This is a genomic window from Streptomyces sp. NPDC044063, from assembly GCF_056434285.1.
The window spans coordinates 20,967-40,471 of record NZ_JBWKFM010000029.1 but is presented as its reverse complement, the minus strand read 5'-3'; the positions used below and the strand labels follow the sequence as shown (position 1 = coordinate 40,471).

Here is a 19,505-nt window from a genome sequence, read left to right as displayed (position 1 = left end):
TGGATGGGGCGGGATATCCCCCCTGCGGGGGTTTGTTCCGGGCGTCGTTTGTTCCGGGCGTCCGGGGCGTTGTCAGTGGCCCGTGCCATGGTGTCGGCATGCTTGCGATCACAGTGGGGACGGAGAGCGGCCGGCGGTACGTCCGGGCGGCCGAGGAGGAACTCGCGGGGCTCGTGCGCCGCATCGGCGGGGACGGCGACAGGTTCCTCGTCGTCGAGCGCGTTCCCGAGCTGCCCGACGTCTTCGTCCAGGTGTGGCACGAGGCGGGCGGGGACTACACGCTGGAGCACCGGGACGGCTCGGCCGACCGGCATTTCCAGGTGGCCCTCGGCGCACCGGAGCCCGTGATCGCGGCCATGACCGGCTGGGCACGCGGCGAGGACGGCTGGGACGCCGGCCTGGAGTGGAGCCGGCTCGCCCTGGCCCCGGAGCCGCCCGTTCCGCCGCTCGAACTGTCCGACGAGGACCGCGAGGAGCTCGAACAGCGCGTCCGCGAGGCGCTGGTCGGCGGCTACACGACGCGGGCCGGCCTGGCCGAGCTCGCCGAGGACTACCTGATATCCGGCGACGACCGGCCGGTGTCCCCCGCGCAGGCCCGGGAGCTCGCCGACCGGATGTGGCTGGAGCGGGTCGAGGAGCAGGCCGCGTGGGAGGGTGAGACCGACCCGGAGCGCCTGACGCGGGCGTTCGCGGCGCTGGAGGCCGCCGGCATCACGGCCCGGGAGCACTTCACGTGCTGCCGCGGCTGCGGGCACGCGGAGATCGGCGGGGAGGCCGCGCCGGACGCGCGCGGCTTCGTCTACTTCCACTCCCAGTGCACGGACGCGGCCGCCGCCGGGTACGGGCTGACGCTCCTGTACGGCGGCTTCGACGGCTCGCCGGAGACGACGACCGCCGTGGGCCGGGAGGTCGTGACGGCCCTGGTCGAGGCCGGGCTCCCGGTGGAGTGGAACGGCGACCCGGGGCAGGCCATCGACGTCACCCCGCTGGACTGGCGCAGACGGCTGGTGGGCTGACGCCCACCCAGGAGCCCGGCGGGCACTTCCTAGTGCTTGCGTTCGCGTCGCAGCGCGCTCCCCGCCAGGTCGCCCAGCAGCCACAGGGGAGGCAGCAGGAGGAAGAGGACGAACACCGCCCAGGCCCAGGCGTGCGAGCCCAGGTAGGGGACGGCGGTGCGGCCCAGCCAGGGGAAGACGTGCCGGTTCAGTTGGGGGACGGCGGCGGCCAGGACGAGGGCGAGGACGACGAGGACACTCAGTACGGCGACGACGAACCGCACGGCACGGGTCGCGGCCACGAGGACGGCGAGACCGCCGAGAATCGCCGCCGCGCCGAGGGCGCTGAGGACGTCGATCCTGCTGGTCGTCGCGAGGGCCCCGCCGATCAGGAGCAGCAGCCCGGCCAGCGCCGGGCGCCCGCCGAAGGTCCTGGACCGGACCACGTCGTCGGCGAAGCGCAGGGACCGGCCGACGGTGCCGAACACCGGCCGGAACGACCGCAGCCGGGCCGTGCCCGTCTCGACGGCGTTCGCGGCCACCGCGGCGCTCCGCACGATCGTGCGGGTCAGCGCCTTGGTGCCGCGTTCGGCGGCGAACGTCTCGTGGGAGATCCGGCAGGCGCCGAGGAGCTCCCGGACCCGGTCGCGCGGCACGGCCGCCGCCCCGTCCGCCGCTCCCCGGGTGACCCTGGCGTACGCGGTGAGGAAGTCGGCGGCGGTGTCGGCGTTCCCTTCCCGGCGGTCGCGTTCGGCCTGTTCCGCGACGCACGGCAGCTCCTCGGCCGCGATCAGGCTCTGCAACCCGCTCGCCACCCACATCGCGGTGAGGGGCAGGCTGACGGGCGGTTCGGCGCCGGGCCCCTGGAGGAAGGCCAGTTCGGCGGGTCGGCCGTCGTCCCCCTCGGTGAACACGCCGGGGGGCGGCTCGCAGTCCGCGATCTCCCGCAGCGCGGCCCGGAGCCGCTCCACCCCCATGCCGCCCTGCGCGGGGTCCGCGATCCGCCGCAGATGGCGCGGGGAGAGCAGGACGTGGACGAGCCATCCGGCGCCGTCCAGGCGGCCCCACATCCAGTCGTTGGCGCGCCACGACCGCTTGTGGAACGCGCCGAAGTGGTGGAGCTGGAGTCCGGTGAGCTTGTCACCGGCGAGACTCCGCGCGTCGAGCGCGGTCCTGGTGTCGGCGCTCACCTGGACGAGTTCCACGGCCTGCCGGGCGGTGGCCGGCTCGTCCGGGAACATCACCTGCTGAGCGGCCTGGAGGTCGAACAGCCGGCGGGCCACCGCGGCGACGGACGCGTCGGACCCGGCGGGCGCGCCGAGCGCGACGGCCCCGCCGGTCAGGTGGACGAGGACGTGCCGCGCGTCCGCCGTGCCGTCCCCGGGGCCCGTCAGCAGGTCGCGCAGCAGCGGGTGCGCGCGGAGGACGACGCCGGCGAGGGCGCGCCAGCCGTCGGCGAGGGCCGCCGGGTCCGCGGGCAGCTGCCGGCGTACGGCGTCCCGCCACGCGGGGGACGCGGCGAGGGCGGCGGCCGTGCCCGGGGCGAGCCGCCCTTCGGCGGACAGGGTCCGCCCGATGTCCTCCCGCAGGGTCGCCGGTGCGCGCGGGGGCATCGCGGCGTGGGTCTCGACGAGGAGGCCGTCCAGCGCGGCACGCGCGTCGGGCGCCGGCTCCCCCGCGAAGCCGCCGCGCAGCAGCCGCAGCACGGTGGCCTTGGCCCCGTCGAGCGGTGGCCGGCCGAAGCGCGCGAGCTGCCCGTACACCTCCGCCGGCCCGGCGTCCGCGGCCGGGAGGCGGGTGGGCATGGCGCCGGCCAGGGCCTCCGCGGCCCCGGCCGTGAGGACGTCGAGGTCGCCGCCGAACCCGGCGGGGCGGCCGTCGGGCGCGTACGTACGGCCGTCCGAGGTCAGCCGGCGCTGGGTCTCCTCCGCCGCCGCGCGGGCCAGCTCCGCGATCCGTGCGGCGCCGTACTCCTCGTACAGCCCCTCCCAGACCGGTGTGCCCGTCGCGCCGGCGAGGAGGGCCAGGCGGCTCTCGGCGCTCCGGTGGGCGCGGGCCCGGGCGTTGTGCTCCATGAGGGAACGCAGTTCGGCGGTGATGGTCTGGGACTGGACCGCGTTCACGTCGGCGATCAGGGCCGGGCCGAGGCCGGGGACGTCCTTCGGGCGGGGGCTCGACCCGATCCGCGCGGGGTCCGGGACGCCCACGGACGGCACGACGTACGCGAGGACGCGTCGCACCTCCTTCGTGGCGGGCCGGTCGAAGACCGCCCGGAGGGCGGGCCCCAGGGGCCGGTTCGCCAGCAGGCCGCCGTCCGCGCAGAACTGGGTGCGGACGCCGCCCGCCAGATAGGCGGCCATGTCGGGGTGTTTCTCGTCGCCGGCCTCGCCGACGGGGACGTAGGCCGGTTCGAAGGCGCCGGGGAAGGAGGCGCTGCTGCGCGCGGCGAGGGCGAGCGCGGGCAGCGCGGCACCGGTCCTGAGCTGGGCGGCCGTGAAGGTGAACAGGCCCTGGTGGGTGGTGTCGCGGATGGCGGTGCCGTAGTCGTCCGCGAAGGTGCTCTCCAGCCCGGCCAGCAGGGTGGTGGTGATGAAGACGCGGGTGGGGTCGTCCTCCGCGTCCCCGGCGGCCGGCCCGGCGACGGGTTCGCCCCTGCTGAGCGTGTCGATGGCGCCGCGCAGGCCTTCGAGCAGCACCTCGTCGCCGCGCAGCAGCGACGGGGGGTTCCGGGTGGCGGGGTCGCGCAGCAGCTTCGCGAGCGAGCCCTCGTCGAGCCACAGGTCGCGCAGGACGCCGAGGTCGAGGCGGCGGGCGTTCGCCAGTCCGAGGAACGCCGCGTTGATGCCGCCGGCGCTGGTGCCCGACAGCACGTCGATGCCGACGTCCAGCCGCAGGAGCCGGAGCAGGGCGCGGTACGTCCCCACCTGCCGGTCCCGCGCCGTGCCGGTGCCGGTCTCCCCGTCCAGCCCGTCCCCAGCCGATGCCGGTACCGGTACCGATACCGACCAGCCGGCCGCTGCCAGGAGGTTCATCTCCCGGGCGATGCCGCCCATCCACACGGCCAGGCTCACGCCGCCCGTGAACGTGGCGGCCAGCCGCAGCTCGGTCCGCGCCGCCGGGCCCGTGCCGCTGTCCTCCGCGTCCCCTGAGTCCTCCACGTCCTCTGCCACCCCACCATCGGACCGTCGATCGGCGGCTCCCGCACGCCGGGGCATGTCGTCGGGGGCAGCGACGGGGCCGGGACGGGGAGCGGCGTACTCCGGTCGGCGGACCCGCCGGCCCGTGCGGCCGTGCGGCCCGATGATCATGCCGCTGCGCACCATGTGGTTCCCGTTGCGCGACGACGCGGGCCGGGACGCGGACTGGCCGGACGGGGAGGTGCGCGTCCTGTCGTTCCCCATGTGAGGCCGGGGGCCGGGGGCCGGGGCCGGGGGCCGGGAACGGAACCGGGCCCGGTCCCTCGCCGTACGAGGTCCCGGGCCCGGCTGTCAGTGGCGCGTCAGTGGTTCGTGCGGGTGTTCCAGATCGCCTGGCTGCCGTCGTAGATGACGACATTGCCGTCGTCCTGGATGACGAGGCGCGAGCCGGGGTGCCCGGCGGTGTTGGAGGCCCACACGGCCCTGCCCGAGCGGGTGTAGACGACGAAGTTGCCGTCGCCCTGGAAGCTCGCGCTCCAGCCCTGGCCGACGGTGTTGGAGGCCCAGCGGGCCCGCCCGAACTCGTCGTAGACGACGAGGTTGCCGTCCGTCTGCATGACCAGCTGGGCGGTGTCGGACGACACCGACTGGCCCCGCTCCAGGGTGAACGGGGCGTAGCGCACCTGGGTGGCCTGGGTTCTCGCGCCGCCGGCCTCGGTCGTGGCGACGGTATGGGTCGTGCCGGCCGACGTGGCCGCGCCGGCCTGGCCCGCGAACGTCAGCGCCACGAGCGTGGCGGCGGCGAGTGTTGTGGCGGTCTTCTTCCCCACGAAAGGATCCCTTCGTCGAGTCGTGCATCCACCGATCGGCCCCGGGGTGTTGGGACCTCGGACGGGACTCTGGCAGCTTCCCGGGGCGGAAGGTGCCCCTTCGTCGCACGGTGACGGGTTCGCACCGGTCATTGGCTTGAGCACCGATGTTCGATACCGGCTCCCGACGTCCCGTCAACCGGCCGTACGGGAGCGGGCCGCCTCCCCGACACGCGGCGGCCGCGGGGGCCCGGCCCGGTGCCCGTCGCCGTTCTATCGTGTGCGACGGTCAACCGTGCGGGTCGTCCACCGCGCGGTACGAGCGCGTCCGGCCGCGGCCGGCCCCAGGCGGTGGCGGGAGGTCGGCCGATGGCAGGGCGTACGACCCGGCTCGTGCGGTGGCTGCTGACCATCCACCCCGCCCGTACGCTCGTCGCCGCCTTCGCCCTGGTGATCGTGGGCGGCACGGCGCTGCTGACGCTGCCGACCGCCACGGCAGGTGACGCGGCGGCGGGCCTGGTCACCGCGCTGTTCACCGCCACGTCCGCCGTCTGCGTGACCGGACTGGTCGTCGTCGACACCGGCTCGTACTGGTCCTCGTTCGGCGAGGGGGTGATCCTCGCCCTGATCCAGCTCGGCGGCTTCGGCATCATGACCATGGCCTCGCTGCTGGCGCTGCTCATCTCCGGCAGGCTGCGGCTGCGGATGCAGCTGACGGCGCAGGCGGAGACGAAGAGCCTGGACATCGGGGACGTGCGGCGGGTCCTGCTGGGCGTCGCCGGGATCACGCTCGCCGTGGAGGCCGCGCTGACCGCCGGCCTCGCGCTGCGCTTCGGCCTCGCCTACGGCCGGAGCCCGGCCGTCGCCGCCTACCTCGGCCTCTTCCACGCCGTCTCGGCGTTCAACAACGCCGGCTTCGGGCTGCGGCCCGACAACCTGGTGCCGTACGCGCGGGACCCCTGGGTCACCCTGCCGGTGGCCTTCGGCGTCATCATCGGCGGCCTCGGCTTCCCCGTGCTGCTGGAGGTCCTGCGGCACCGGCGCGGCCGGCGTGCCCGGCCCGGGCGCACCTGGTCGCTGCACACCCGGCTCACCCTCCTGACGTCCGTGGTACTGCTGGCCGCCGGGACCGTGCTGACGTGTCTGCTGGAGTGGACCAACCCCGGTACCCTGCGCCCCTTCGACTGGGACGAGAAGGTCCTCAACGGCTTCTTCCACTCCGCCGTCAGCCGTACCGCGGGGTTCAACTCCCTCGACATCGGCGCCATGCGGCCGTCGACGCTGCTGGCGACCTGTGTGCTGATGTTCATCGGCGGCGGGAGCGCGGGCACCGCCGGGGGCATCAAGGTGACCACGTTCGCCGTGCTGGCCGCCGCCATGTTCGCCGAGGTGCGGGGCGATCCCGCCGCCGACGTCATGGGGCGGCGGCTGGCCCCGTCCGTGCTCCGGCAGGCGGTCACCGTGGCCCTGCTGGGCGTCGGACTGGTGGTGGCCGCCACCCTCGCGCTGCTGGCGGTCGCCGGGAAGTCCCTCTCCGCCGTGCTGTTCGAGGTCGTCTCCGCGTTCGGCACGGTCGGCCTGTCCACCGGCATCACTCCGGGGCTGCCCGCCCTCGGGCAGCTCATCCTCATCGCCCTGATGTTCGTCGGCCGGCTCGGCCCGGTCACCTTGGTGTCGGCGCTGGCGCTGCGCGAGCGCGCCCGCCGCTACCAGCTACCCGAGGAGCGACCCGTCATTGGCTGAGCACCTGAACCCCTTCGGACGCCGCCGCGACAAGCGCGCGGCGCGGCGCGCCCACCCCCAGCGCGACCAGCGGGTCGCCGTGATCGGACTCGGCCGGTTCGGCGGCTCGCTGGCCCACGAGCTGATGCGCCGGGGCTGGGACGTCCTCGGCGTCGACCAGGACCCGCGCCGGGTCCAGCGGCTGAGCGACTCGATCACCCACGCGGCGGCCGTCGACTGCACCGACCCGGTCGCCCTCCAGCAGCTGGGCGTGTACGAGTTCACCAGCGCGGTCGTCGGCATCGGCTCCGATGTCGAGGCCAGCATCATGGTGACGTCGAACCTCCTGGAGGCCGGGGTCCCCAACATCTGGGCCAAGGCCGTCAGCCGGCAGCACGGCCGCATCCTGGAACGGATCGGCGCCCACCACGTGGTGCTCCCCGAGCACGACATGGGCGAGCGGGTGGCGCACCTGGTCACGGGCCGCATGCTGGACTTCATCCAGTTCGACGACGACTACGCCCTGGCGAAGACCACCGCCCCGGGGGCCGCGACGGGGCGGCCCCTGGGCGTGAGCCGCGTGCGCAGCACGTACGGCGTGACGATCGTGGGCGTCAAACGGCCCGGCGAGGACTTCACGCACGCGACCGCGGAGACGGTCGTCGAGGCCGGTGACATTCTCGTCGTCACCGGCAGGACGGCGGCCGTGGAGCGGTTCGCGGCGCTGGACCGGTGACGGTACGTCAGTCGGTGAGCAGCCTCCGGGCGGTGGCGATGGCGGCGTCCACGTCGCGGGTACCGGTGGAGACGCACAGGGTGTAGGAGACGTCGTCCATCCGCCGCCGTATCCGCTCACCACCGTCACCGGCCGCGCCCCCGGCCGCGGACAGCGCGTGGAGCTCCTCGTACTCCGCGATCAGTTTGGTCAGCACCGCCGGATGGGCCATCAGCACCGGACATCTCCTTCCGCGTCGGCCACCGTGACCGAGGCGCGGTGCGCGTACCCGGGACGCGGCCGGTCCATGCCCGCGAATCCCCGGCCGGCCGGGCCGTGGTCCGCGATGGTGTGCAGGGCGGGAACATACGTGGCGGTTTTCCGTTGAAAGGTGTCGCTCGCGCCACTGGGACGACGGTCCGGGCCCGCATACCGTCGAGGTGGGCCGGATGAACCGGCCACAACCGTACGCAAGGGGCATGTCATGCACGCTCAGATCGTCCTGTTCGACGGCTTCGACCCGCTCGACGTCGTCGCGCCCTACGAGGTGCTGTACGCAGGAGGCCTCCTCTCGGACGGAGCGGTGAGTGTGGAGCTGGTCTCCGCCGAGGGTCCGCGCGAGGTGGTGAGCGGCACGAAGGGCATCGCGCTGCGCGCCACGGGTGTGCCGACGCCCGGGACGGCGGATCTGATCCTGGTACCGGGCGCCACGGGGCGCATCACGGAGCCCGCCGGAACCGCCGGCCACCACGACTCCGAGGGCGCGGAGGAGGACGAGCTGGTGGACGGCTCCGGCGTCGTCGTGATGCGCCGCGCCCTGGCCACCGCGCTGCCGGGCGTACTGAAGGAGGCGATGGAGCACCCGGAGGTGACGGTCGCCACGGTCTGCGGCGGATCCCTCGTCCTCGCCATGGCCGGTCTGCTGAAGGGCCGTCACGCCACCAGCCACCACTGGGGGCTGGAGATGCTCGGCGCCGCGGGCGCCCACGTGGTCCGCGCCCGCGTCGTCGACGACGGCGACCTCGTCACCGGCGCCGGCGTCACCTCCGGGCTCGATCTGGGGCTGTACCTGCTGGAACGCGAAGTGGGCCCGCGGGTCGCCCATGCCGTCGAGGACGTGCTCGCCCACGAGCGCCGCGGCATCGTCTGGCGTCCCGACGGACCGGTCCCGGCCGCCCTGTGACCGGAGCGCCGGACCGTGACGGGACCCGCCACGGCCGGCCGCCCCCGGGTCAGCGCTTCGGCCAGTGCCAGGCGGGCTCGTCCAGGGCGCTCTCCCGGCCCGCCACCTCCGTCTGGCCCAGGCCGTCCTTGACCAGGTGGATGTCGTCGACCTCCAGCCGGTGGCCCCGGGAGGCGCGGGCGAGCGCCGTGGCGAGGCCCGGTGCGTGGGTGACGACCACGATCTGCGTGTCCCGCGCCGCGGTGAGGATCAGATCGGCCAGCGGCGCCAGCAGATCGGGGTGGAGGCTGGACTCCGGTTCGTTGAGGACCAGCAGCGCGGGCGGGCGCGGCGTGAGCAGGGCGGCCGTCCACAGCAAATAGCGCAGCGTGCCGTCCGACAGCTCGGGGGCGCCCAGCGGGCGCAGCAGGCCGCGCTGACGCAGCAGCAGTTCGAACCGGCCACCGGCGTCGCAGTCGATCTCGACGGCGCTGCCGGGGAAGGCCGCGTCCACGGCGGCGTCGAGGGCTTCGCGGTCGCCGATCTCCCGGATCGTCTGCAGGGCGGCGGCGAGGTCCGCGCCGTCGTGGGCGAGCACCGGGGTGCGGGTGCCGATGCGGGCGCCGCGGGCGGGCGCGTGGGTGTCCGTGCGCACATGGTCGTAGAAGCGCCACGAGCGCATGTGCTCGCGCAGGCGCAGCAGGTCGGGGGCGAGCTGCGGGTCGGCGAGCTCGCCGAGCATGCTGTCGTACGGGCGGAGGGTGTTCACCGAGCGGTGCCACGTGCCGTCGGCGGCGCGCGTACGGACGGCGGGGCCGGAACGGTCCGAGAGCAGCGCGGCGGGGCGCAGGACCGGGCCGGCCCAGGTGCACTCGCGCTTGATCTCGGGGTCCAGGTTGAACATGGACGGCTCGCCCGTCGCCCCCGAGGTGGGGATCGGATGCCCGAAGTCGACCGCGTAGCCGAACTCGTCGCCGGAGAAGCCCAGCCGGAGGCTGGCGGCCAGGTCCCGGCCCCGGCCCTTCCGCTCCCCCGCCCACAGGGTGGAGGGCATGCCTCCCTCGCGCGCCAGCGCCGCGACGGCACCGCCCCGCGCCGCGTCGCCGAGCAGCCGGAGGGCCCGGTAGAGGCTGGACTTGCCGGTGCCGTTGGCGCCCGTGACCACGTTCAGACGGCCGAGCGGGACGACGAGGCGGCGCAGGGAGCGGTAGTTTTCGACGGCGAGGGTGGTGAGCATGGCGTCCTCAGTATGTGCGGCGGATCCTCTCCCCCAGTCTGCCGAGGGGGTGTGACAACGCCTCCGATCGCCGGGCAGGATGCGGCCATGGACTTACCGCCGCGGTCCGCCACCGGCGCCTTTGGCCCGCTCCCCCGTGAGGTCGCCGAAGCGCACGTCGACGCCCTCGTGGCTCTCGACCCGATCACCGGGACGCTCCTGGGCGATCCGGGGAGCGCGGGCCGTCTCCCCGACTTCTCCCCCGACGGCCAGGAAGCCCTGGCCGGCCTCCGGCGGGCGACGCTCGCCCGGCTCCCCGCCGCCGGGACCCGGCCCGGCGCGGACGGCGACAGTCCTGAAGGCGACGGTGCCGACCGCGAACGGCGCTGCGCCCGGCTGCTGCGGGAACGGCTCACCGCCGAGCTCGCCCTGTACGAGGCGGGCGAGGGGCTGCGTGAGGCGGACAACGTCTCCTCGCCCTTCCACCGCGTCCGCAAGTCCTTCGCGCTCCTTCCCACGGAGTCGGAGGAGGACTGGGCGGCGATCGCCCTCCGGCTGAGGGCGGTTCCCGGGGCGCTGGCCGGCTACCGGGCCTCGCTCGCCGAGGGATCGGCCCGGGGGCTGCTCGCCGGCCCGCGCCAGGTGACCACGCTCACCGGCCAGATCGAGGAGTGGCTCGGCGAGCCCGGCCGGGGCGGGTTCACCGCTTTCGCCGCCGACGGGCCCGAGGCGCTGCGACGGGAGCTCGGCGCGGCGGCGGAGTCGGCGACGGCGGCCGCGGGGGACCTGCGGGACTGGTTGCGGGAGGTGTACGGCCCCCGCGCCGCCGGTGCCCCGGACGTGGCGGGGCCCGAGCGGTACACCCGGTTCGCCCGGTTCTTCCTGGGCGCCGACCTCGACCCGGCCGAGGCGTACGCGTACGGCTGGTCCGAGTTCCACCGGCTGCACGCCGAGTCGCGGGCCGAGGCGGAGAAGGTCCTGCCGGGCTCGGGGGCCGCCCCGTCGCGGGCGCTGGCCTGGCTCGGCGCGCACGGGGAGGCCGTCGAGGGCACCGCGGGCGTCAGGGCCTGGCTCCAGGACCTGATGGACACGACGGTCGAGGCGCTGGACGGCACGCACTTCGACCTGGCCGCGCCCGTCCGGCGGGTGGAGGCACGCATCGCCCCGCCCGGCGGGGCCGCGACCCCGTACTACACGGGGCCGTCCCTGGACTTCTCCCGGCCGGGGCGCACCTGGCTGCCAGCGCTCGGCCGCACCCGCTTCCCGGTCCACGACCTGGTGTCCACCTGGTACCACGAGGGCGTCCCGGGACACCATCTGCAGCTCGCGCAGTGGACGCTGCTGTCCGGGGAGCTGTCGCGGCATCAGACGAAGACGGGCAAGGTCAGCGCCACGACCGAGGGCTGGGCGCTGTACGCCGAGCGGCTGATGGACGAGCTGGGCTTCCTGACCGACCCCGGGCGCCGGCTGGGATACCTGGACGCGCAGCTGCGGCGGGCCGTCCGGGTCGTCGTCGACATCGGCACCCACCTCTCGCTCTCGATCCCCCGGCACTCCCCCTACCGTCCCGGGGACCGGTGGACGCCCGCGCTCGCGCAGGAGTTCCTCGGCCGGCACACCGGCCGGTCCGCCGCGTACGTCGCGAGCGAGATCACCCGCTACCTGGGCAGGCCCGGGCAGGCGATCGGCTACAAGCTCGGCGAACGCGCGTGGCTGCGCGGCCGGGAGGCCGCCCGGGCCCGGCGCGGGGGTGCCTTCCGGCTCAAGGAGTGGCACATGGCCGCGCTCTCGCTGGGGTCGCTGGGCCTGGCCGATCTGGAGGCCGAGCTCGCGCTGCTGTGAGCCGGCCGCCGTGCCGTACCGTGGGCGCATGGAGATCTGGATCAACCCCGCCTGTTCGAAGTGCCGCGGCGCGCTCACCCTGCTCGACGCCGAGGGCGCCGGCTACACCGTGCGCCGCTACCTCGACGACGTGCCGAGCGCGGACGAGATCCGCGCGGTGCTGGGGCGGCTCGGGCTGGAGCCGTGGGACATCACGCGCACCCAGGAGGCCGAGGCCGAGGAGCTCGGGATGAAGGACTGGCCGCGCGACGAGGGCGCCCGCGACCGGTGGGTGGAGGCCCTGGTGGCGCGTCCCCGCCTGATCCAGCGCCCGATCATCACGGCGGACGACGGCACGGCGGTCGTGGGCCGTACGGAGGAGGCCGTACGGGAGGCGCTGGCGCGGTCGGGCCGGGACTGACCCGGGACCGGCCCCGGCGGCTCGCGACCGACGCCCCCAGGACAGCCACCTAGACTCCCCGGGTTCGATCTTCAAGGGGAGGACGCCTGTATGGCGATCAGAAATGTGTTCACGGGGGGCGGTGCCGCGTCCTGGGGGTCCTGGGCACACTCCCGGCGGCGGGCCCGGTCCGTGTTCGGGGCCGACAGCCCCGGCCGGGTGTCAGATCCGGTCATCGACCGTGTCCAGAAGGCCCGTGCCGTGGCGGGCGCGCTGACGACGTTCGCGCTCATATCCGTCTACGGCGTGGACGGCGGCTGGAGCGGCGCCTTCACGGACGGGCTCACCAAGATGTTCCTCGCCCCGCTGGTGCTCATCGGGGTGGGGCCGCTCGTCGTCGCCGCCTTCATCCGGTACGCGCCCCCGCGGCACCGCCCGTTGCTCCGCGCGCGGCTGCGCTCCCCCCTCAGGGCCATCGCCTGGTACCTGGGCGTACCGCTGTCGGCGGTGGGCGGGCTCGCCGTCCTGGGCGTGGTGGCGCACCTGCTGGACGACGTGATGTGGGCGCAGGCGGCGATCGGCCTGATCCTCCTCGTCGTCGGCATCCCGTACGCGGTCTGGACGGTGGGCTTCCTCGTCTTCGCCACGGGCCCGGCCGCCCGGTACGCCTTCAACACCGCCGACGTCCACGCCGCGCTGCCGGCCGTGCTCACCACCGTCCTGGTGTGGGTCCTCAACCTCGCCCAGCTCGGCGACGGCCTGCCCAACGGGCCGCTGCCGGTGAAGATCGCCGCGTTCCTGGGCGGGCCGCTGTCCGTCACCGCGGTCTCGTGGTGGGAGCTGCGCGTGCTGCGGACGCGCTACGGGGTGCGCGTCCGCGACTGATCCCGGTCCCGTCCTCCGGCGCGCGGCCGGGCGGCTCCCGGCGTCCGCGCGTTGTCCCGTGCCCGCCGGGTGACGGGGTGTAGAACGGCCAGCGTGCGCAACGATCCCCGGGCGCCCGCTCCGGCCGACGCGTCGCCGGGCGGGCCGGGCCCGGCCGCTCTCCCGGCGCGGTTCTGGGCCGCGGCCGTCGTCACCGGTGTCACGGCGGGGGTGGTGGCCATGGCCTTCATGTGGCTGCTGCACACGGTGCAGCACGCCGCGTTCGGCTACCGGGAGGGCGACTACTCGGCGGCGGCGGCACACCGCGGCGACCTCCGGGTGATGACCGTGCTGGCCGTCGGCGGCCTGGTCACGGGCGTGGGCTGGTGGGCTCTCCACCGCTTCGGCGGGGGCTCCGGCGGCGAACCGACGGTCGTGGTGTGGTCCGGCTCCGGGCGGCTGTCGCCGGTGCGGGCTGTGGTCGACGGCGCCCTGTCGGAGGTGGCGGTGGGGATGGGCATGTCGCTGGGCCGAGAGGCGGCGCCGCAGCACGCGGGGGCCGCCTTCGGATGGTTCCTGGGGCGGCGGTTCGGCCTTCCGGCGCCGCAGACGACCCTGCTCGTCGCCTGCGGCGCGGGGGCGGGCGTGGGCGCCGTCTACAACGTCCCCTTCGCCGGGGCGCTGTTCGCCGCCGAGGTGTACCTGGGCGGCATCTCGCTGCTGACCGTGCTGCCCGCCGTCGCCGTCTCGGCGGTCGCCACGGCCGTGGGGTGGCTCGCGCTGCCCGACCGGCCCGAGTACCGGCTGCCGGACCCCGGTTCGCCGTCGGTGGCGCTGGTGGTGTGGTCGGTGCTGGCGGGGCCGCTGCTGGGGCTGGCCGCGGCCGGCTTCGTCCGGGGCGTGGGCTGGGCGAGCGCCCGGCGGCCCCGGGGCAACGGGCTGCTCGTCGAGCCCCTGGCCGCCTGCCTCGTCCTCGGCGCGCTCGCCCTGCCGTTCCCGCTGCTGCTGGGCAACGGCCGCGACCTGGCGCAGTTCGCGTTCACCGGCGACGGGTCCTGGCAGCTGCTGGCGGCCCTGGCCGTGCTCAAGCCGCTGGTCACCCTGGGCTGTCTGCGAAGTGGCGCGTCGGGAGGGCTGTTCACTCCCGTCTTCAGCTCGGGTGCCGTGCTGGGGGTGCTGCTCGGCCGTGCGGGCGAACTGGCCGGTCCCGTCCTGCCCTCGATGGCCTGCGGCGCCGTCGGGGCCGCCGCGATGCTCGGCGCCGCCATGCGGGCGCCCGCCTCGGCGGTCGCCTTCGTCCTGGAACTCACCGACACCGCGAACCCCGTCATGGTGCCGATGATGCTCGCGGTCACCGGGGCGGTCGTCGCCTCGCGCGTGGTGGAGCGGCGCTCCCTCTACACGGCGAGGCTACGACCGGCGGCCGGTGACCGCTGACGGGCCCGGGGCGCGCCCGGGCCCCGCTCAGCCGAGCTTCTTGGCCTGGGCCTCGACGACGGCCTTCGGCTGCTCGGCCTTGCCGGTCAGGCTGATGGCGTAGAAGGCGGCGACGGTGCCGCCCTTGCGGACGGCGACCAGGTGGCCGGTGGCCGGGCCGTCGACGCCCTCGACGTCCGAGCTCACCACGAAGCCGACGGCCTCGTCGCCCCCGGACCAGGAGACGGGCTCGATCTTGCTGATCTTCGTCTTGTCCCCGGCGGCGTTCAGGACGAAGCCGCCGGCGCAGTCGGCGCCCGCCTTCTTCACGGCCGCCATGGCCTCCTCGGCGCCCTTGCCCTGGTAGGTGCCGAGGATGTCGGCCGTGATGGTCGTGCCGAGGGCGTTGAGGCCGGCCTTCGCCTTCTCCTCGGCGGAGGCGTCGGGGCCGGGGCCGCCCTTGGGCTCCTGCATGATCTTGCGGGAGACCACGGCGCCGGGCTTGCCCGGGCCGCGCAGGGCCATGATGTCGACCAGCGGCTTGCACTCGGCCTTGTCGCCGCTCACGGTCTTGGCCGACTCCAGGTCGGCGGCGCTGGACTCGTTGACCCGGTAGCCCGGCAGGTCGGAGCCGGTCACGGCGAGCTTCGACAGCTCGGCCGGGGAGAGGGCCTTGCCGCCCGGGGCGGCCGGGGCCGCGGCCTTGGACGACTCCTCGGCCTTGGGCTCGTCCTTGGAGCCGGACTTGTCGGAGCCGCAGGCGCCCACGAGCAGCGCGAGCGAGACCGCGGTGGCGGCGACGGTGGTACGGCGGACGATGTGACGACGCATGAAGAAGGACTTTCCTGAGGTTTCGGTGGGGTCGGCGAGGCAACGCTCCCCCGCGCCGGTTCCTCGGCGGCGGTCGCATGGATCGTTGTGCGCGGTCAAAATGTACGTCCGGTACCTACGTAAAGATCAAGCCAATTTTCTGATGAACCGAATCGTGATCCCCCCGAAACCCGTCGGCTACCGGGCCGAGACGCGCCCGCTCAGGCCGGACCGCCGGCCGGCGCGGACGACGCGAGTTCGTGGTAGTACGCGCGCAGGCGGGCGAGCCGCTCCGTGACGGCGTCCTCGGTGAGGGCCGGCGTTTCGTCGAGCTGTTCCAGCAGCACGTCCCGGCCGGGGCGGTCGGTGCCACGCACGTACTCCCGGGTGCGGTCGGCCCCGTTGCCGATGAGGAGGACCGAGGGCAGCCCGCAGTAGGTGTCGAAGCTGACGCACTTGGCCTCCCACAGCAGCCAGACGTCCTCGAGGTGCCGCTGCTCGGCGACGAGCAGCGCGGCGATGCCGATGCGGCGACTGAAGCCCCACGCGTGGCGGTGACCACCGATCTCCTGTCGCAGGAGGTAGCGCGCGAAGTCCGCCCGGCACGGGCCGGGCCCGGCCACGAGCAGGTCGAGGACCTCCTGACGGTCCGGCCAGCCGGCGTCGTACGGGAGGCCCTGGTCGTCGCAGTGGGCGACGAAGGCCAGCAGTTCCCAGCGTTCGGGGTCCTCCTGCCACCAGGTCAGGTCGGGAACGGTGGGCTGGGCCATCGGGGACGGGCTCCTCTCGGGGGTCGGCGGGCGGCCGGGGTCCATGAGAAGCGAGACGCGGGCGCCGGGTCAATGACGCGCACCTCGGTAGCTCCAGATACAGAAGTGACGCATGTGACTGAATCACATTCAAGCGGAACTAGATGATCTAGCTATGGCGTCCTGAGCGATGACCAATCCGTGCGAGAGAGAAGAGCACGACCGTGCAGAACACACCGCACAGCGCGCCGCGGACCCCGGGGAACGGCCGCGGCCCGTCGCGCCGCGCGATGCTCGCCCTGAGTGCCGGGGCGGCGCTCACCGCCGCCGTGTCCACCGGCGGCACGGCCCACGCCGCGGCGCCCCGCGAGGACGAGCTGTCCCGCCGGCTGGGCCTGCTCGAGAGCGGGCACGCCGCCCGTATCGGCGTGTACGCGCACAACCTGCGGACGGGCAGGACCGTCCGGCACCGCGCCGACGAGCGCTTCCCGATGTGCTCGACGTTCAAGACGGTCGCCGTCGCCGCCGTCCTGCGCGACCTCGACCGCGACGGCGAGTTCCTCGCCAAGCGCGTCCGATACATCCAGCAGGACGTCATCGACGCGGTCTGGGCCCCGGTGACCAAGGACCACGTCGCCGACGGCATGACCGTGGACGCCCTCTGCGAGGCCGCCATCTGCCAGAGCGACAACCTCGCCGCCAACCTCCTGATGCGCGAGCTCGGCGGCCCGGCCGCGGTGACCCGCTTCGCCCGCTCGACCGGGGACCGCGTCACGCGCCTCGACCGCTGGGAGCCGGCGCTCAACTCGGCCGAGCCGTGGCAGACCCAGGACACCACGACGCCGCACGCCATCGGGCGGACCTACGCGCGGCTCGTCCTCGGCGACGTCCTGGAGCGCCGGGACCGCGAGCGCCTCACCCGGTGGCTGCTGGGCAACACCACCAGCAAGGACCGCTTCCGCAAGGCGCTGCCCCCCGGCTGGCGCCTGGGCGACAAGACCGGCGGCGGCGAGTACGGCACGAACAACGACGTCGGCATCGCCTGGACCCCGGACGGGACGCCCGTCGTGCTCTCCGTCCTGACCACCAAGCACACCCCGGACGCCAAGGGCGAGGACGCGCTCGTCGCCGAGGTCGCCGGTCTGCTGGTGAAGACACTCGGCTGACGGGTGTCACCCGGCCGCCGCGCACGGATCGCCGTGCGCGGCGCCGGCGGCTACGTTCGGGAGAGCCGATCAGCTACCCGAGGAGCGCACCGATGGCCGGTCTCGTCCGCAAGAGCCTCGACTCGCCCGACGAGGTACGCCCCTTCGAGGACGACAAGGGGCGGCTGGAGCTGGTGGACACCGGCTCCGGCGCCGTCGGCAGGGCCACCTTCGAACCCGGCTGGCGCTGGTCCCAGCACGTCAAGCCGATCGCGGGAACCGACAGCTGCCAGGCCGCCCACACCTGCTACTTCGTCTCGGGCCGTATGCGCGTCGTCATGGACGACGGCCAGGTGGAGGAGTTCGGCCCGGGCGACTACATGGTCTGCGCGCCCGGTCACGACGCCTGGGTCGTCGGCGACGAGCCCTGCGTCGTCATCGACTGGCAGGGCTTCGCCGACTACGCCAAGCGCGGCTGAGGAGCGCACGGCCGTCAGTGGAGGTACGAGGCCCCGTTGAGGTGGAGGACCGCCCCGGTGGCGAACTCCGCCTCCGGCGAGGCGAACCAGGCGACGGCCGACGCGATCTCCGCCGGGTCGGCGACGCGGCCCAGCGGATGCTGGGCGAGGACCTCCCGCGCGGTCCCGGGCGCGTCGAGCAGGCCGGCGGTCAGGTCGGTACGGGTGAAGCCGACCGCCAGCGCGGCGACGGCGATGCGGTGCGGCCCCAGGGCCACCGCCAGCGACTGGGCCAGGGCGTGGAGGCCCGCCTTGCTCGCCCCGTACGCCGGGACGTCGGGCTCGCCGCGGTAGCCGCCGCGCGAGCCGATCATGATGATCCGGCCGCCGTGCGGGCCCTCGGGCCGGTGCAGCAGATGGTCGACGACGCACCAGGCGGCGTTGGCCGCGGCGAGCAGGTTGACGTCGAGGTGCCGGCGCCACATCTCCTGCCACGCGGCGTACGAGGTGGTGGCGATCGGATGCTCACGGTAGATGCCGGAGTTGGCGACCAGGACGTCCAGCCCGCCCAGCCCGGCGACGGCCTCGTCCACCACCCGGGCCACCGTGCCGGGGTCCGCGAGGTCGCCGGTGACGGTCAGGTGCCCGTCGCCCGGCAGCCCCGCGGCCACCTTCCCGGCGGCCGCGGTGTCGGCGCGGGCGTGGACGGCCACCGCGGCGCCGCGGTCCGCGAGGGCCGCCGCGACGGCGGCGCCGATGCCGGTCCGCCGGGAGGCCCCGGTGACCAGCACCCGCCGGCGGCGCTCAGGGCCGCCGCTCACGCCGTTCTCCTCGCGTGGTCGTCCACGACGCGGCGCATGCGCCGCACCGCCTCGTACACCTCGGTGAACCGGGTGGACAGCGGCACCGGCGAGATCCGCACCCGGTCGGGCAGCGAGTGGTCGACGAAGACACCGGCTCCGGCGAACAGCGGCACCAGCTCCCGTGCCGCGCGGTGCTCGTACGTCAGGTGGGCACCGCGCAGCGCCGGGTCCGCCGGCCCCGCCGGCCGGAACCCGCGGGGCACCAGCTCCCGCGCGGCGAGGTCCTGGAAGAAGCCGGTCAGGGCCGTGCTCTTGGCCCGCACCCGCGCCATGCCCGCCTCGGCGAGGAGGTCCAGCCCCGCCCCGGCCGCGACGATGGACAGCACCGGCGGGCTGCCCGTCAGGAAGCGGCGGACGGTGGGGTCGGGGTCGTAGCCGGGCAGCATGGACATCTGCTCGCGGTGGCCGTACCAGCCCTGGACGGGCTGGGTGGTGAGCTCCTGGAGCTCGCGGCGCACGTACAGCAGGGCCGGCGACCCCGGGCCGGCCAGCAGGTGCTTGTAGGTCGAACCGACGGCGAGGTCCGCCCCGCACGCGGTGAGGTCGAGCGGGACGGCGCCCACGGCGTGGCTGAGGTCCCACAGCGTCAGCGCGCCCGCCTCGTGGACCGCCGCCGTGACCTCCGCCATGTCGAGCAGCGCCCCGGAGCGGGGCGAGACGAGGGACAGGCACACCACCGCCACCGAGTCGTCGAGTGCCTCCCGCAGTGTCTTCGTGTCGAGGCCGTGGTCGATGTCGGTGTGGACGGTGCGCAGTTCGCACCCCGCGTCGGCGGCGACGCCGGCCAGGACGTAGCGGTCGGTGGGGAAGTTGTCGTCGTCGACGACGACGGTCGTGCGTCCCGGCCGGGCGCGCAGGGCGGCGACGGCCAGCTTGTAGAGGTTGACGCTGGTGCAGTCGCTGACGACCACCTCGCCGGGGCGGGCGCCGAGCACCACGTCGGCGATCCGGTCCCCCATGACCCGCGGCAGATCGAGCCACCGGGTGCGGGCCTGCGCGAGGCCGTCGCCCCACTGGCCGCGCACGGCCTCGTCCACGAGGGCGGGGGCCGCGGCCGGGAGCCGGCCCAGCGACGCCCCGTTGAGGAACAGCGCGCCCTCGGGAACGGGGTGGAAGCGGTCGGCGAAGGAGGCGAGCGGATCCTCCGCGTCCAGGCGCCGGGCCTCCTCGAACGTCGGCTCCGGTCGGTGCGTCGCGCTCGTGGTCGTGTTCACGACGGTCCC

The 19,505-nt window shown here is 74.8% G+C and carries 18 protein-coding genes; 10 read left to right on the top strand and 8 right to left on the bottom strand.

Annotated elements, in window-relative coordinates:
- The first annotated feature begins 98 nt into the window (after positions 1-98).
- Positions 99-1,016, top strand: a complete 918-nt coding sequence (locus tag AC07BS_RS28360; protein ID WP_478934899.1) for a DUF6891 domain-containing protein — start codon at positions 99-101, stop codon at positions 1,014-1,016.
- A gap of 29 nt (positions 1,017-1,045) precedes the next feature.
- Here the strand turns inward: AC07BS_RS28360 and AC07BS_RS28355 are convergent, their stop codons facing one another.
- Both AC07BS_RS28355 and AC07BS_RS28350 read right to left on the bottom strand, forming a co-directional pair.
- Entirely contained in the window at positions 1,046-4,165 is a 3,120-nt protein-coding gene (locus tag AC07BS_RS28355) for a patatin-like protein (RefSeq protein ID WP_478650476.1), read from the bottom strand.
- 329 nt (positions 4,166-4,494) lie between these two features.
- On the bottom strand, positions 4,495-4,962 hold the full coding sequence (locus tag AC07BS_RS28350) for a hypothetical protein (protein WP_478650478.1): 468 nt from the start codon (positions 4,960-4,962) through the stop codon (positions 4,495-4,497).
- Between the two features lie 348 nt (positions 4,963-5,310).
- On the opposite strand from AC07BS_RS28350, the gene AC07BS_RS28345 reads away from it, so the two are divergent.
- Together AC07BS_RS28345 and AC07BS_RS28340 are read left to right on the top strand one after the other, a co-directional pair.
- Entirely contained in the window at positions 5,311-6,684 is a 1,374-nt protein-coding gene (locus tag AC07BS_RS28345) for a TrkH family potassium uptake protein (protein ID WP_478934898.1), read from the top strand.
- The gene (locus AC07BS_RS28340) at positions 6,677-7,399 is read left to right on the top strand and encodes a potassium channel family protein (protein WP_478650482.1); all 723 of its coding nucleotides are present in this window, start codon (positions 6,677-6,679) and stop codon (positions 7,397-7,399) included. The genes AC07BS_RS28345 and AC07BS_RS28340 overlap by 8 nt, the downstream gene beginning before the upstream one ends.
- Positions 7,400-7,406: 7 nt before the next feature.
- Here AC07BS_RS28340 and AC07BS_RS28335 read toward each other — a convergent pair whose 3' ends face one another.
- A complete protein-coding gene (locus AC07BS_RS28335) occupies positions 7,407-7,616 on the bottom strand; it encodes a DUF5133 domain-containing protein (RefSeq protein ID WP_478934897.1) in 210 nt (69 codons plus the stop codon).
- A 246-nt stretch (positions 7,617-7,862) separates the two neighbouring features.
- On the opposite strand from AC07BS_RS28335, the gene AC07BS_RS28330 reads away from it, so the two are divergent.
- Complete coding sequence (locus AC07BS_RS28330) at positions 7,863-8,561, top strand: DJ-1/PfpI family protein (protein WP_478934896.1); 699 nt, start codon at positions 7,863-7,865, stop codon at positions 8,559-8,561.
- Positions 8,562-8,610: 49 nt separating this feature from the next.
- Here AC07BS_RS28330 and AC07BS_RS28325 read toward each other — a convergent pair whose 3' ends face one another.
- Positions 8,611-9,777 carry an AAA family ATPase gene (locus AC07BS_RS28325; RefSeq protein WP_478650488.1) on the bottom strand — a complete coding sequence of 389 codons (1,167 nt, stop codon included), beginning with the start codon at positions 9,775-9,777 and terminating at the stop codon, positions 8,611-8,613.
- 87 nt (positions 9,778-9,864) lie between these two features.
- On the opposite strand from AC07BS_RS28325, the gene AC07BS_RS28320 reads away from it, so the two are divergent.
- The 4 genes from AC07BS_RS28320 (at position 9,865) to AC07BS_RS28305 (ending at position 14,278) form a co-directional block, all read left to right on the top strand.
- Positions 9,865-11,598, top strand: coding sequence for a DUF885 domain-containing protein (locus AC07BS_RS28320; protein ID WP_478934895.1), 1,734 nt, complete (start codon positions 9,865-9,867; stop codon positions 11,596-11,598).
- Between the two features lie 28 nt (positions 11,599-11,626).
- Complete coding sequence (locus tag AC07BS_RS28315) at positions 11,627-11,998, top strand: arsenate reductase family protein (protein WP_478650492.1); 372 nt, start codon at positions 11,627-11,629, stop codon at positions 11,996-11,998.
- A 198-nt stretch (positions 11,999-12,196) separates the two neighbouring features.
- Positions 12,197-12,862 carry a hypothetical protein gene (locus AC07BS_RS28310; protein ID WP_478934894.1) on the top strand — a complete coding sequence of 222 codons (666 nt, stop codon included), beginning with the start codon at positions 12,197-12,199 and terminating at the stop codon, positions 12,860-12,862.
- A gap of 93 nt (positions 12,863-12,955) precedes the next feature.
- The gene (locus AC07BS_RS28305) at positions 12,956-14,278 is read left to right on the top strand and encodes a chloride channel protein (RefSeq protein WP_478650496.1); all 1,323 of its coding nucleotides are present in this window, start codon (positions 12,956-12,958) and stop codon (positions 14,276-14,278) included.
- 27 nt (positions 14,279-14,305) lie between these two features.
- On the opposite strand, the gene AC07BS_RS28300 is transcribed toward AC07BS_RS28305, so the two are convergent.
- Positions 14,306-15,088: a hypothetical protein gene (locus AC07BS_RS28300; RefSeq protein WP_478650498.1), complete on the bottom strand. Its 783-nt coding sequence runs from the start codon at positions 15,086-15,088 to the stop codon at positions 14,306-14,308.
- 200 nt (positions 15,089-15,288) lie between these two features.
- Positions 15,289-15,837, bottom strand: a complete 549-nt coding sequence (locus tag AC07BS_RS28295; RefSeq protein ID WP_478650500.1) for a hypothetical protein — start codon at positions 15,835-15,837, stop codon at positions 15,289-15,291.
- Between the two features lie 269 nt (positions 15,838-16,106).
- Between AC07BS_RS28295 and bla the strand changes: the two genes are divergently transcribed.
- Both bla and AC07BS_RS28285 read left to right on the top strand, forming a co-directional pair.
- Positions 16,107-16,982: a class A beta-lactamase gene (gene bla, locus AC07BS_RS28290; RefSeq protein WP_478650537.1), complete on the top strand. Its 876-nt coding sequence runs from the start codon at positions 16,107-16,109 to the stop codon at positions 16,980-16,982.
- A 92-nt stretch (positions 16,983-17,074) separates the two neighbouring features.
- Positions 17,075-17,440, top strand: a complete 366-nt coding sequence (locus AC07BS_RS28285; protein WP_478650502.1) for a cupin domain-containing protein — start codon at positions 17,075-17,077, stop codon at positions 17,438-17,440.
- Positions 17,441-17,454: 14 nt separating this feature from the next.
- Here the strand turns inward: AC07BS_RS28285 and AC07BS_RS28280 are convergent, their stop codons facing one another.
- Both AC07BS_RS28280 and AC07BS_RS28275 read right to left on the bottom strand, forming a co-directional pair.
- Entirely contained in the window at positions 17,455-18,240 is a 786-nt protein-coding gene (locus AC07BS_RS28280; RefSeq protein WP_478650504.1) for an SDR family NAD(P)-dependent oxidoreductase, read from the bottom strand.
- A complete protein-coding gene (locus AC07BS_RS28275) occupies positions 18,237-19,496 on the bottom strand; it encodes a kynureninase (RefSeq protein ID WP_478650506.1) in 1,260 nt (419 codons plus the stop codon). The genes AC07BS_RS28280 and AC07BS_RS28275 overlap by 4 nt, the downstream gene beginning before the upstream one ends.
- Positions 19,497-19,505: the final 9 nt, after the last annotated feature.